This window comes from Dietzia sp. UBA5065, from assembly GCA_002415925.1.
Classification (GTDB): domain Bacteria; phylum Actinomycetota; class Actinomycetes; order Mycobacteriales; family Mycobacteriaceae; genus Dietzia.
This window is the reverse complement of sequence record DIAZ01000021.1, coordinates 1-13,852: the sequence shown is the minus strand read 5'-3', so window position 1 is coordinate 13,852 and position 13,852 is coordinate 1. Positions and strand designations below refer to the sequence as shown.

The window sequence follows — 13,852 nt, the reverse complement described above, 5'->3', positions numbered from 1 at the left end:
TGTGTATAAGAGACAGGGGCTCGCCGGCGGGGCCGGTGGGGTCCGGCCCGGGGATCGGGGAGGGCAGGGGACGGGGCGGATCGCCGTAGCGGTAGGTGCCGTCGGACAGTGGCGGGTACTGCATCGGCATGGTGCGCGCCCCCCTTCCGGTCCGGCGGTCGACGCCGGCGCGGCCCCGCGTACCGACCCGCGCGGTGTCGGCTCCGGTGATCGAGTCTAGTCGCGAGGCCGGTGACGGGTTGGTCACAGTCGGCGGCGCGAATCGGGTGGCGAGTGGTCGCGGGGGCCGATCTCGGGGATGGTGGAGGGATGTCTGCCGAGCTCCCCCGTTCCGCGCCCGCCGCCTCCTCCGAGTCGGTGCATCACGACCCGGTGGCCGATGCCGATCTCGATCCACGCACCCCGGTGCCGGGCCGGCCCGGACCGCTGGGGATGGTCGGCAACGCCGTCCGCGGCGCGCTCATCGGGATGGCCGAGCTCGTCCCCGGCGTCTCGGGCGGCACGGTGGCGCTGGTGACCGGCGTCTATCCGCGCCTGCTGGACTCCGGGGCGCACGTCGTGGACGGTCTACGCTCGGCAGCCCTCGGCCCCGAGCGTCGGGCCCGTACCCGCGCGGCGTTCCGGCACGTCGACTGGTGGCTGCTGCTGCCGCTGGCGGTGGGCATGCTCGCGATGGTCTTCACCATGGCCGGCGTGATGAAGGGGTTCGTCGAGGGCAGTCCCGAGATCGCCCGGGGGTTGTTCCTCGGCATGGTCGCCGCCAGTATCGCCGTGCCGCTGGGGATGGCGCGCGCCACGCCGGGCGGCCGCGGCTGGGTGCTGGGGCTGATCTTCCTCGCCGGTGCCGCGTTCGCGTTCGTCTTATCGGGACTGCCGAGCGGGTCGATCAGCGACCCCTCCTACCTGTTGGTGTTCGTCGCTGCTGCGGTGGCGATCTGCGCCCTGGTGCTGCCCGGGGTGTCGGGCTCCTACCTGCTGCTGGCGATGGGGCTCTACGCCCCGACCCTCGGCGCAGTGGACGACCGGGACGTCGCCTACCTCGGCGTGTTCGCCCTGGGCGCGCTCGTCGGGATCTCCCTGTTCGTCAAGGTTCTCGACCGCCTGCTCGAGGACTTCCGCAAGCCCACGCTGGTGGCCATGGCCGGACTCATGCTGGGGTCACTGCGCGCGCTGTGGCCGTGGCAGACCGAGGGGGCCGACGTGCTCGCCCCCGGCGATGACTGGCCGACGGTCCTGGCCGCCGTGGCCGCCGGCATCGTCGTGGTGCTGATCGTGCTGGCCGTCGAGCGGGTGTTCCAGACCAGCGCCGCGGAGCCTGCCCCCGGTATGCCGGCCGCGACCTGAGCCACTGGCCCGTGACACGTCCGGGCGGTCACTCCTCCGGTGGCGGCACGAACTCTCCCTGCTCGCGGCCCGTGGACCGGTCGGTCGTCACGAGGTATCGAACCGGCCCGTCATGGTCGGGCAGGTCCCGCAGGAGATAGAGGCGTGCGCCCGTCCGGTCCACGTCGATCTGCTGGGCGTCGACCCCGTCCATCAGTGCGCGCGGCGGCATGACGGTATAGGCCGCCCTCCGCAGGGCTGGGCTCCCGAGTCCCCGCACGTGGCGCAGGGTGAGAGCGCCGTCGACGAGCGCCTGCCGTAGCCACGCGTCGACCGGGATCCCGGCCAGGAAGTCCTCTCCGGAACCGTCGGCGAACTCGATCGCGGGGCCGGACTCGTGGTGGTATTTCGGGAACCCGATGTCGAGGAGCCTCCGGTCCCGGAAGCGGACCGCGGGACGCCGGGAGATCTCGATCGAGCCCTCGACCGGACACAGGTAGCCCAGTCCCGCGCAGAACGCCTCGACGAGCAACGGGCCGACCCGGAGTTCGACGGCGAATTCCCGACGCACGTCCTCGGAGGGACGCCAGTGCGGGGCGTCGCCGCGCGCGCCGTGCTCGACCATGAATCCCACCCACCCGAGGACGAGGCGCCCGACCGAACACCGCGCGATCGGCTCTATCGGCGCCGACCTCGGGCCCTCGCGCTCCGCCTCCGCGGTCGCCCACAGGGTCAGGCCTCGCCGCGGCGCGGTATCGGGAGCGGCATCGGGCTCGGAGTCGGACCCCGCGGTGTCGAGGGGCGGATCGAACTCGAGGGCCTGCCACCCGTAGCGCTGACCCCACGGATCGGTGAGCGCGCCGAAGTGACGACCCCACCGGTCTCGCAGCGGCGAGTAGCGCACCCACGGATCGCCCTGCTCGTCGGGATCAGGGGTGTCGTCGAGCTCGTGTGGGCTTCCGACCTCTCGGATCTCGGAACAGGGGATCCGGGCGATCTCCGCGATCCGGCCGACGAGCTCCCGCACGCGGGGCACGTCCCACTCCACGTCCGTCAGCCCCGCCGAGTCGGTGCGGTCGAGGACGTCGTTGGGGAACGACTCGGGCAGGACGGACAGGTCGGCCAGCCCGGTCAGGTCGCGCGGATTCGGGTCGCGCGTGGGGCCGGGGGACTCCGGCGGTCCGGAGAGCAGGGCGACGGACAAGCGCAGGCTGTCGAGGGCATCCGAGAGCGAGATCGGTCCGGCGGCCTGGTCGGCACCACCGGCGTCGGACTCGCCGGGCGGCGTCGAGGAGAAGGGCGACATCGTCGTCACCCCTCCAGGCTCATCCGGCGGTAGTCCGACTCACTGATCCCCCACGCCGCGGCCTGCGCGGCGTCCGCCGAGCGGAGTTCGCCGATCTCGGGCGGCACGAACTCGCCGTACTCGCGTCCCGTCGACGGGTCGGTCATCACCATGAACCAGGTGGGGCCGTCGAGGTCGGGATGGTCGTGGATCAGGTGGAGGCGTGTGCCCTTGGTCCCCACGTCGACCAGGTCGGTCCGGAGCCCGTCGAGCCGCGCGGCCGGGGGCATGGCCGAGTAGGCGGCGAGCCGGAGGTCCGGCTGCCGGATCTGACGGACATACCTCATGGTGAGGGCGCCTTCCACCACGGCCGAGAAGAACCACTCGGCGAGTTCGCCGCCGCCGAGGAAGTGCAGTCCCGTGCCGTCCGTGAACTCGATCGCCGGTCCCGACTCGTGGTGGAAGAGCGTTGTCGCGCCGAACTCGTCCGGCTGGTCCAGGAACCGGACCGCGGGTCGGCGGCAGACCAGGATGTCCTCACCGGCCGGGGCCAGGTATCCCAACCCCGCGCAGAACGCGTCCGTGAGCGCCTCGCCGAGGCGGAGTTCGACACCGAACTCCTCGCCGGTCTCGCGGTGGGGTGACCAGTCCGCGGACGAGATGGGCGCGCCGAACTCGAACATCATCCCCACGTAACCGATCACGAGGGTGCACACGGAGAAGCGGGAGGCTTCTCGTCCCTCCGCGGCCACACCGAGGAACGTGTCCGCGTCGGCACGGACCAGCAGGCCCCGGCCGTACCGCTGCCGCGGGGACTCGCGGACGCCGACGGGGGTCGCGCGCTCGAAAGCGTCCGCCCACCGGTCCACGTTCAGGACTCGGGTGAGCCGACCGAAGTGGGGGTTCCACGGGGAGAGCGCGAGGTCCGGCCCCGCGGAGGCGTGCAGGTACCCCGGGGCGTCCGCGAGCTCGCCCATCGCGGCGGGGGAGGGCACGACGCGGACCTCGGCGCAGGGGATCTTGGCGAGCGCTGCGATCTCCCGGACGCGGGCGATCACCGCCCCCTCGTCCCAGTGCACGTCGGAGAAGTCGAGGGCGTCCGTCCGCTCGATCACCCGGCGCGGTGGGTCCGCCCACCCGTCCGGCATGTCATCCCGGTACGAGACCGGGCCGGGGAGGGGCGTCTCGTCGTGAGTCAGCATCCCCGACTCGCGCAGCGTATCCAGGGCCCGGGCGAAAACGGCCGACTCGGAGACCGTGTCGGAGCCCGTGTGGAGGCCCGCGCCGAACCGGGGGGTGTCATCGGTCCCGGACACGTCAGTCGATCACGGCGCGGCGCTCGCCGGCGAAGGGGTCGTACTGGGACTTGGTGAGGACCGAGTACAGGCCCGCGGGGACGGGCAGGTCGCGGTGACGGTCGGTCTCCTTGAGCTGGACCAGGGTGCCGGGCTCGGACAGGCGGACGTAGGTGCCGTCGGCATGGATCACCTCGACCGGGACGGGGCACTCGAGCACGTGGTGGTGCCCGGTCTCGGAGTGACCGACGACGGGCGCGGAGTCGCGCTCGACCGCCGTGACGGAGGCCGCGTCCGGCTCCCCGCAGGGCATCAGGAGGATCTCGCCGTGGCGGATGGGGGCGTGGGCGTGGTCGGACATGGTTCCTCCTGGTGGCGGGTGGAGTCCACACCGTAGCGCCGGGGTACGACAGCTGCTAAGTCCTTCACGGCCCTTGTGCGGCGCCTCCTCCTCGGGTAGCTTCATTCGTCCCGGTAGCTCTACCGGAGTTTCACTCTGACGCCTCCTCCGGGCACTCGTGTGTCCGCAGGGAGGGCGTCGTCGCCTGTCGCGGCGATGCAGCACTGCAGAGAGGAACCACACGATGGACCAGAGGGACGCTCTCACCGACCGGGAGCGCCGAGAGCTCAATCGGCGTCTACAGCGCGTCGGCCGCGACGCCACCAGACTTCGTCACACCGAACGGGTCGCACGCTGGGCGATGGTCGGCAGCGGGCCCTTCCCCCTCTACGCCGACTCCGAGGCGGAGATCGGGGAGGAGCTCGGTCTTCTCCTCCGGGCGCTCGGCCCGCTCGCCCTCCTGGGCGATCCGGACCTCCCGGCCAAGTGGAAGCTCCCCGAGCGCCCCGAGCGCCCGCAGTGACCGACATGCCTGGTCGGCGGCTCGGGCGCCGCGATGTCCGACCGGTCGCCTACGGTGTCCCCGTGTCCAGACGAACGTGGATCCCCGAGCCCGAGATCGAGGCGTTCGTGGGTTCAGCGGCGCTGGGGCGCGCGCGGCCGTACGTTCGTCCCGGCAAGGTGCGGGACCTCGCACTGGACCCGGAGGCCAGGCGCCTCACCGCGAGGGTCGAGGGCAGCGGGAACGAGTGGTACTCGACCACCGTCACCCTCTCGATCCCGGAGTCGGACGGAGCCTCGCGGCCGACGTTCTCCGCGTGCACGTGCCCCGTGCGGATGCGCTGCAAGCACGCCGCAGCGGTGATGTTGCTCGTCGACACCGCCGCGGCCCACGACGCGCCGCCGGACTGGCGCCGGGTGGCGGAGGACGCGGTGCACGCGCTCACCGCCCGCCGCGCGCGTCGGGAGTCCCCGGTCGTGGGACTGCAGCTCACCGTGGTGGCCGACGACGAGGTGCGCGACGGCTGGTCCGGCGGACTCCGGCCCGGCCTGGGGAACCGGCTGCGCGCGCGGATCGTCGTCCCCGCCCGCGGCGGTCGGTGGAAGTCCGCGGGCCTGGAATGGGACCGCCTGCGCTACGGCTACGCCGGCGACCTCTCCCCGGCGCAGGTCGGCTGGCTGCGCGCAGTCGACGCCCTGGCCCGGAGCCGCCGACAGGCCCGCGTGTGGCTCGACCTGTGCGACGCCGAGGTGCCCGCCCTCTGGCCACTTTTCGCCGCCGCCGCGGAGGCGGAGATCGAGATCGTTCCCGGCGACACTCTGACCGAGGTCCGGCCCGGCGCGCCGCGCCGCGCCGGACTTACCGCGTGGAGCCCCGACGGGCGGGAGGTGGTGGTCACCGCAGCCGCCGAGGTGATCGCGGACGAGGACGGGGAACGGGGGGTCGACGACGAGGCCGACCCTCCCGCACAGGGTGCACTGGTGGGGCAGAACGGGGACCTCGCGGCCGTGGTGATCGGGCGCGTACTGGAGCTCAGCCCGGTCGGGCGGATGGACCCCGACGTGGTCCGCGGCCTACGCGCGTGGCGCGAGATCACCGTGCCGGAGGCGGAGGTGCCCGAGTTCTGTGGCGAGTACCTGCCACAGCTCGCCGAGACGGTCCCCGTGGTGGACCGCGTCGGCCGGCTGGAGTTGCCCCGGTTCGACCGGGTGGAGCTGGGCCTCACGATCCGGCCGTTCCGGGGTGGCGCCGACGGGCGCGGGGACTCCGAGCCCGGGCCGGATCTGTTGGCCGAGTGGCACCGCGTCGTGGTGCTGAGGCTGTCCGACGGTTCGGAGGTCGAGCAGCGCTTCGGTCTTGACGAGTTCGCCTCTACAGAAATCGAGCCGGACCTCGCCGCGGCGCTCGAGCGGGTCGAGAGGTCGGAGTGGGCGTGGGCCCTGTCGTCCGCGCCGGTGCGGATCGACGGACTCGAGGCTGCGCTGTTACTCGTCGACGGCGTCCCCGAACTCCGGGCGATGGAGGGCGTCCGAGTGGACGTGCTCGAGGGCGTCGCGGAGGTCCGGCGCGCCACCGAGGGGCCTCGCGTGCACGTGGCGGCCGAGGACGAGGAACGGTCCGGGATCGATTGGCTCGGGCTGTCAGTCACGGTGACCGTCGAGGACAGGCCCGTGCCGTTCGCGGAGCTCTTCCGGGCGGTGGTCAGGGGTCAGGAGGAGTTCCTCACCACCGACGGCGTCCTGGTGACGGTGGACCTCGAGCGCTTCGGCGAGCTCCGGGAGCTGCTGGAGGAGGCGCTGCAGGCCACCGTCGAGCGGCTGGGGACGCTGCCGGACGACGACGGCGAGTTCCGCGTGGGCCTCGGCCAGTCGGGGATGCTCGCCGACCTCGCCGCGCTGGCCGACGACCTCGCCCCACCCACCGGTCGGGCCCGCGCGCTGCTCGACCTGGCCTCGGACACCCCCGCGCCCGTCCCCGTGCCGGCCGCGCTCCGGGCCGAGCTGCGGCCGTACCAGAAGGAGGGGCTCGACTGGCTGGCACTGTTGTGGCGGCACCGGGTCGGCGGGATCCTGGCCGACGACATGGGGCTCGGCAAGACCCTCCAGTCGCTCGCACTGATAGCGCACGTGCACGAGACGGCCGGTGGCGACGGTGCCGGTGTTCGTGCAGGCGGCGCTTCCGAGGGTGCCGCCGCGCCCGGGCCATTCCTCGTGGTGGCGCCGTCGTCTGTCGTCCCCAACTGGGAGTCCGAGGCTCGGCGCTTCGTGCCGTCGTTACGGGTGTCGAGGAGGCCGGTCACCGAGGCCAAGGCCGGCACCACCGTGGCCGAGGACGCGGCCGCCCACGACATCGTGGTGACCTCCGCGGCCGTCCTGCGGCTCGACGCCGAGGCGTACGCCGGAGTGCGGTGGGCCGGCGTGATCCTCGACGAGGCCCAGCAGGCCAAGAACCCGGCGTCCAAGCTTTTCGCCGCCCTGGCCGGGTTGCGGGCCGAGTTCCTCCTCGCTGTCACCGGAACCCCCATGGAGAACAACCTCACCGAGCTGTGGGCCGTGTCCGCGCTCGCCTGCCGCGGGGTCCTGCCCGACGCCCGCGAGTTCCGCACCCTCTACCGCGCGCCCATCGAGAAACACGGCGACGCCGAGGCGCTTCGCAGGCTCCGGCGGCGCCTGCGGCCGTTCCTGCTGCGCCGCCGCAAGGAAATCGTCGCCGGCGAGCTTCCGCCGCGGACCGACGCCGTGGTGGAGGTGGAACTCTCGGCCGCGCACCGGCGGGTGTACGAGCGCGAGCTCGCGCGCCAGCGGGCGGCGCTGCTCAAGCTCCTCGACGACTTCGACGCCAACCGCATCACGATCCTCGCCGGGCTCACCGTGTTGCGCCGACTGTGCCTGGACCCCGCGATCGTCGACCCCGCGCATGAGAGCATCTCCTCCGCCAAGACCGACGAGCTGATCTCGTCCCTCAAGGAGGTCGTGGCGGAGGGGCATCGTGCGCTGGTGTTCAGCCAGTTCACCACCTACCTCGACACCGTCGTGGAGCGGCTGCGCGACGAGGGGATCACCGTGGCCCACCTCGACGGGGGCACGATCGACCGCGCCGGCGCCGTCGGCGAGTTCACCGAGGGCGGCGCGCAGGTGTTCTGCCTCAGCCTCAAGGCAGGCGGCGTCGGCCTCAACCTCGTCGGCGCCGACTACGTCTTCCTGCTGGACCCCTGGTGGAACCCCGCCACGGAGGCCCAGGCCGTCGACCGTGCCCACCGCATCGGCCAGACCCGGCCCGTGATGGTCTACCGGATGGTCGCCCGCGACACCATCGAGGAGCGCGTCGTGGAACTCCAGCGGCGCAAGGCCGAGCTCTTCTCCTCCGTCCTCGACGACGGCGAGCACTTCTCCACCGCACTCACGGCGGAGGACCTGCGGGGGTTGTTGGGGTAGGGGTGAGTTCCTGAGGGTGGTCGTGGTGGACGTGGGTGGAAGCTCGAGACGGATCGCCACCGGGCGGGAGGCTGCGGATCTCTCACTTGAAGCAATCGCCTTCCGCGAGCGGGGCGCCTCGTCACCACCGTGCGCGGGGTGGTGGGTCGACCGTCCGCGGTGGGGGTGTCGGTGGCCGGAGGGGCCGCTCGGAGCCGAGTTGTCCGAGGCACTGTGGTGCCCGGTGGTCGTGGTGAACGACGGCACCGTCCACGCGACGGCCCTCGGGGTTACCAACTGGTTCCCCACGGGCACTCGCGGTGGCGCTCGGGACGTCCGTGCGGAGCGGCATGACGGACAGTGGAGGCCAGCTCCTCGCGCCCTGCTCCGGCGAGAACCGGGATCTCGGCGAATGGCGCCTCGACACCGGCGCGGAGCACCGGGAGATGTGGCGGGCGCTGGCAACCCGGAGGCTCGACGTCCTCATCGCCGAGCGGGGTGAGGCCGACGGTTGGAGACAGTACGGCGACCGACTGGGGAACTTCCTTGTCCGGGCGAGTCAGGTGTTCCAACTCCGTTCCATCGTCCTGTCCAGCGGCATCGCGCACGCGGGCGGACAGGATCTCGACGTTGTCGGGGGCGAGCTGCGTAGGATGCCCGACTACCTGGAGACGCCGGGCGTCATGCTCGGGCCGTTCCGCGAGGCCGGGTGTCGTCGGAGCGTGGGTGCTGGCTCAGGGGCAAGGTGCCTAGGCCGGGTTCGGCGCGGTTCCGATCGTCGTGAATGGGAAACCTATCGAACTTCACGACTGCTCTCCGGGGAGCCAGCGAAGAGCTGTGGGCTCACCTCGACGGTCGCCGGGCGGCGGCGAGCCGCCGTCAGATGCGTTTGAGCAGCCGAGGTCCTCCGACGAGGCCGTCGCGTTGTGTGGCCCACTTGAAAGCACCTTCGTCAGCTGCCGGTTCGTGAGGCGCTGTTCGACCGGTTCCGGATATCTCGACTATCGGGGATGCTCCCGCTCGGGAGTTCACACGAGTCCGACCGTGGTTCACGCTGACAGCGTCAGAAGAACTCCGTCGGAAGGTCCCTCATGAGTCCTGATGTGGTCTGGATGGTCGTCGCGGTCGTTGTCGTCGTCGCGATTCTGTTCAGGACGATTCGGCAAAGTTTGAAGTCGTTGCGTTCCCGTCGTGGATCTGCATCCAGGAAGGCCCACACGTCGCACAACGTGGGGGCCTCGGTGCGGTCGTGGTCGCGGCTCGGACTCGTGAGGTCGGGCCTGTTGCGACCCCTCGGCTCCGCGACGTTGATCGAGAAGGCGGTGCGCACGCTCGAGAAGAGTGCCATCGTCCGCCCGGATGGGCTCAAGGACATGCCCGACCAGCTGACCGTCTCCGTCAACACCGAACAGTTTCAGGCGGTCGGCCGGTACCGGGAAGAGATCGAGTCGGCGATCGCACGCGGTGCCGCCGATCGCGCCCGTTTCAACGGCTGGCCTCACGCCGCGGTGCGGGTTCGCCTGGTGCTCGATCAGGGTCAGACGGAACCGGTCTCCATCGGAGTCAGGTTCGACAACCCCTTGGACATGCTCAGGCCGGGAACAAGTGTCGCGGAGCCTCTCGGAATCAACCTTGAGCAGGTCGAGTCCGACAGCGGTGCTGAACGAATCGAGAACGTGCCGGTGGCGTCCCCGTGGGTCCTCAGCATCGCCGACGGCAAGACTGTGCAGCTCTACACTGACCGCTGGTACCACCTCGGTGCAGACGGGGACAACGACGTCGTACTCGACGACCCTTACGTGTCCGGTGTTCATGCCAGCGTGTACGCCACGGAGCTCGATCTGCAGATCGAGGACGGTAGCCCGGAGGGTGCTCCGTCGACAAATGGGACCTGGGTGAACGGCTTCGCCGTGAAGTCCTTCCTCGCTCGGGTCGGAGACGAAATCACAGTTTCCCTCGGCCCAGACACCGTGATCGAGGTCATCTGCCACGACCAGACGGCTCGGGGCCACTCATGATCGCTGAGCTGGCGGTGTTGAGCACACTCGCGGCGTCGGCGGTGGGGCTGTACCAGGCAGTCGGGAAGCGTTCCGCGGAGCCGACTGGAGACCCTGACCGGTCGACGCGGGGGTCGGCCCCACTCGTCCACCTCGATGCCAGGGACAGCTCCGGAAAGCCGCTCGGCCGGTTCGCCGTGTCAGGCCCGGCCACCGTCGGCTCGGCGGAGGGCTGTGCGATTCGCCTGCGCGATGTGCGGCTGGCTCCACGACATGTTCGCCTGCTGCCTCTCGACGGTGGGCTGGTGCAGGTGCTCTCCGAGTCCTCCGAAGAGGCGGTGTTCGTCGATGGCGTGCCGTTGATGCTTCGCGACGTGGTTGCACCGGGGGGAACCATCGGCCTGGGCGAGGTTGAGCTCCGCGTTGTTTCCTCATAGGCCGGTGGAGCCACGGGAACCCAGGTCAGGCCACTATCAGCACCGGGAACGGAGTCTTCATGGATGATCGAGGTCGAATCGATTCCGCGACAGTGCTCGCCGCGCTCGCTGCCGCGGTGCTCGTCGGGACCACGATGAGTGCCCTTGGCTTGAGCCACACCCAGACCTGGACTTGGGCACTGCTCGCCGCGGCGGCCGTCCCCGCCTCTGCTGTGTGTGCGCGACTGGCGACCGGTTCCCGGTTCGCCGTTCCTGCGGTGACGGCAGCCACACTGCTGACCGCCGTGGGTGTCGCAACGTTCCAGGAGGCCGGCGGGGAGGGCTCGGAATTCGCCTTCGGCGGATTACTGGGCCTGGCCGGATTCGTCGTGGTTGCGTTGGTCGTGCGTGCCGCCCGAGGACGGGGATTGGTCGAGGCATTTCCGGTCTCCGGGCTGATCGCCCTGACCGTCTTCGCAGCCGTGTCATTGGCCTTGACGCGAGTGCCACCCTTCTCCGCGCCGGTCGACGTGGCAGGGGGAGGGCAGGTGAATGTGAACCTGAGGCTGCTCGGCCTGGTTGTTCAGCCGGGTGAGTTCGTGCGTCCGCTCATCGTCGCGATCGTCGCGATCGTCGTCGCGCAGGAGTCCAGCGCGCTGCGGCGGCACGCGCGCAGTGGGGCGCGCGCTCTGGCGAAGGTCGCAGGCTTTCTCGCTTTCGCCGCCGTCATGTTCGTCGTCAACGCCGACCTCGGACCCCTGCTCTTCATCTCCCTCACGACGGTCTTCCTCCTCTTCGCGGTCCGAACCTCGAGGCTGGTGAAGGTCGCCTCGGCGCTCGCGATCGTTGTGCTCTTCGGGGTCGGCTCACTGGTGTCGACCACCTTCCGTGGACGAATCCGCGACATGCTCTTTCCGATCACGAGTGAGGGCAACGTCACGAACCTCGGTCGTGGTCTCGCTTCGATCGCCGAGGGCGGCCTGCTCGGCGTCGGCGTCGACGCGGATGCGAGTCCCACAGTGTTCTTCGCACAGGAGTCCGATTTCGTCCTGACCGCTATCGGACACTCCCGTGGAGTGCTCTTCCTCGTCGTGCTCTTGGCGCTCTTCGCCGTCATCATCCGGGCATTGTGGCGCGCCGTTGACCAATGTCACGGTGATGTTGCTCGCAGCGTGGCCACGGCGCTGACCCTTCTCGTGCTGACACAGGTCGTGTGGACCTTCGCGGCCACGCTCGGATATGTGCCGCTGACCGGCATGGTGGTGCCGTTCCTGAGCACAGGCATGTCCGGAATGGTCGGCTTATGGGCGACCATCGCAGTAGTCCTCAGCCTTGGCGGTAGTGGGACCGTGACTCGGGATCCGAACCCGGCGACGCATTTCCGGGCTCCGCGGATGGAGGCTGCCGCCGCGCTTCTCGGCGTGGCGGTCCTGGTCGTCGTGTCCGGAGTACAGCCTCGGGTGGAACCCGGCTCCAACATTCCCAAGGACTGGGCCCTGCGGCGGGGCGCTGTGGTCGCCTTCGACGGGACCGTCCTCGCCAGGACAAACGCCGCAGGTGACGGGCGTGACTATCCCCAGGGCTCTCTCTTCGGCGATGTCGTGGGCTTCACCGCCGTCGGAGCCGGGCGCGGCGTCGAAGAACGGTACCGGGGCCTCATGAGCTGCGAGAACACGTGGTGGCAGTCTGCCATTGGCAAGCACTGTGCTCCGCCCGGGCTCGTGACGTCGTTGAGCAGTGGGGCTCAGACTCAGGCGCGGGACCTGCTTGAGGGGCAGGTCGGGGATGCAGTACTCCTCGACCTCGTCTCCGGTGGTGTTCTCGCTGCGTACAGCACGTCCGCAGTGGATCCTGCGCGGGCGATCGAGGCCGCTCTCGCCGGGCAGGCGTCTGAAGCCGTCCGCGGCGAGGTCGACCCGCGCACTTTGAACGGCCCTGCATTCCAGACTCACGCGACCGCCCCGGGATCGGTTTTCAAGGTGGTGACGGCGGCGGCGGCCCTGGAGGCCGGAGTTCCCACCGACACCCCGATGTCGACGGGCTACCAGGCTCCTGGCGGTCATCAGGTGATCCGCAACGCCGACGGCACGCTTGGTGGGGGATCAATGGAGAGTGCGCTCTCGGCCTCGGCGAACACTGCGTTCGCCGAGATCGCGATCCGGACGGGAGAACTCGCTCTCAGGGAGATGGCATCCCGCGTGAGCTCGGTACCTGATCGCTCCGGGAATCTCACGACGGAGCCGATCACGCTGGGGCCGGGCGCCCTGGATCCTGATGCGGTGGCTCGAAGTGGGTTCGGACAGCAAGGGGTTCGGGCGACGCCGCTGGCACTTGCCGTCCTTGGTGCGCACGTCGCCGGAGGAGCGGAGGTTGCCGACCCGAGAATCCTGCGCGGACGGTGTCACGGAGAGGTATTCGAGGACATGCCCGCCAGCCGGTCGATGAATCCACTCCCGCCGGACGTCGGGGCACAGCTACGGTCGGCCATGGTCAGGTCGGTCGCTGAGGGGCGAGTGGACGGGATGGCGCACGTGCCTGGGGGGGCCGGGGCCAAGACGGGCACCGCCCAGGGGCCGGACAATGCCTATGACGCGACGATCGTCGCCTTTGCCCCAGTAGATGCTCCCCGATTCGTCGTCGCGGTCCGGGTCGAAGGGTCCCCCGGTGACGACAAGTCCGGGGGGAGGGACGCGGGCCCTGTCGCTGGGGCCTTGTTGTCGAATGCCCTGTCGAACGAATCGCCTGGTCTCGCCGACGGGAATGGCCCCTGCCGGTCCCGGACCGCCACCGGTCACGAGGAGGAATGAGCGATCTGGGTCACCTCCCGAGCGGGAGGTGCCCCAGGGGACTCTGTCGCGAAAACTGAGGCCCGTCAGGAAGACAGACACACGGGAGGGAGCAGCGTCATGGCTCGGCAGACGCGACGGCGGCGGGGAGCACCGAAGGGGCGGTTTCCCAGCTGTCCGCAGGTGGCAAAGGTCAGGTACAACCAGCGTAACGACGCCACCCAGGCACTGACGGTGGCGCGGCGGCTACGTGGTCGAGCTGAGCTGCAGGGGCAGACCTGCACCCTCCGGGTAGATCGCTCGTACCACTGTCAGTACTGCGACGGATGGCACCTCACGAGCAAGCCCGATCGGAACGCAGGCAGGCGTGGGACGGACTCTACGCGGGTGTGACCACCTAGGGACTGCTGCGAACGTCAGGTTAGCCAGCCGTCGATGGCGGCAAGGGTGAAGGTGGCGGTGTAGCGCGGACAGTAGTGCCCCATAAAGTGGTGT

At 70.4% G+C, this 13,852-nt stretch carries 10 protein-coding genes; 7 read left to right on the top strand and 3 right to left on the bottom strand.

Annotation, left to right across the window (positions count from 1 at the left end):
* Positions 1–309 precede the first annotated feature (309 nt).
* Positions 310–1,344 (top strand): DUF368 domain-containing protein, encoded by a 1,035-nt coding sequence (locus tag B4M60_RS01965; RefSeq protein ID WP_291079780.1) that lies wholly within the window; start codon positions 310–312, stop codon positions 1,342–1,344.
* Between the two features lie 28 nt (positions 1,345–1,372).
* Here B4M60_RS01965 and B4M60_RS01960 read toward each other — a convergent pair whose 3' ends face one another.
* From B4M60_RS01960 to B4M60_RS01950, 3 genes are read right to left on the bottom strand one after another with little or no spacing between them, the layout of a single operon-like run.
* On the bottom strand, positions 1,373–2,638 hold the full coding sequence (locus tag B4M60_RS01960; RefSeq protein WP_291079778.1) for a hypothetical protein: 1,266 nt from the start codon (positions 2,636–2,638) through the stop codon (positions 1,373–1,375).
* A complete protein-coding gene (locus B4M60_RS01955; RefSeq protein WP_291079776.1) occupies positions 2,635–3,924 on the bottom strand; it encodes a hypothetical protein in 1,290 nt (429 codons plus the stop codon). The genes B4M60_RS01960 and B4M60_RS01955 overlap by 4 nt, the downstream gene beginning before the upstream one ends.
* Position 3,925: 1 nt before the next feature.
* Complete coding sequence (locus B4M60_RS01950) at positions 3,926–4,264, bottom strand: hypothetical protein (protein WP_268098756.1); 339 nt, start codon at positions 4,262–4,264, stop codon at positions 3,926–3,928.
* A 223-nt stretch (positions 4,265–4,487) separates the two neighbouring features.
* Here B4M60_RS01950 and B4M60_RS01945 point away from each other — a divergent pair, with 223 nt between their 5' ends.
* The 6 genes from B4M60_RS01945 to B4M60_RS01920 all read left to right on the top strand — a co-directional run bounded on the left by B4M60_RS01945 (position 4,488) and on the right by B4M60_RS01920 (position 13,378).
* Positions 4,488–4,766: a hypothetical protein gene (locus B4M60_RS01945; protein ID WP_268098755.1), complete on the top strand. Its 279-nt coding sequence runs from the start codon at positions 4,488–4,490 to the stop codon at positions 4,764–4,766.
* Between the two features lie 62 nt (positions 4,767–4,828).
* Positions 4,829–8,179, top strand: coding sequence for a DEAD/DEAH box helicase (locus tag B4M60_RS01940; protein WP_268098754.1), 3,351 nt, complete (start codon positions 4,829–4,831; stop codon positions 8,177–8,179).
* 329 nt (positions 8,180–8,508) lie between these two features.
* Positions 8,509–9,051 carry a hypothetical protein gene (locus B4M60_RS01935; protein WP_291079772.1) on the top strand — a complete coding sequence of 181 codons (543 nt, stop codon included), beginning with the start codon at positions 8,509–8,511 and terminating at the stop codon, positions 9,049–9,051.
* A gap of 198 nt (positions 9,052–9,249) precedes the next feature.
* Positions 9,250–10,176 carry an FHA domain-containing protein gene (locus B4M60_RS01930; RefSeq protein WP_291079770.1) on the top strand — a complete coding sequence of 309 codons (927 nt, stop codon included), beginning with the start codon at positions 9,250–9,252 and terminating at the stop codon, positions 10,174–10,176.
* Positions 10,173–10,592: an FHA domain-containing protein gene (locus B4M60_RS01925; protein ID WP_291079768.1), complete on the top strand. Its 420-nt coding sequence runs from the start codon at positions 10,173–10,175 to the stop codon at positions 10,590–10,592. The genes B4M60_RS01930 and B4M60_RS01925 overlap by 4 nt, the downstream gene beginning before the upstream one ends.
* Positions 10,593–10,651: 59 nt before the next feature.
* Positions 10,652–13,378: a penicillin-binding transpeptidase domain-containing protein gene (locus B4M60_RS01920; protein ID WP_291079766.1), complete on the top strand. Its 2,727-nt coding sequence runs from the start codon at positions 10,652–10,654 to the stop codon at positions 13,376–13,378.
* Positions 13,379–13,852: the final 474 nt, after the last annotated feature.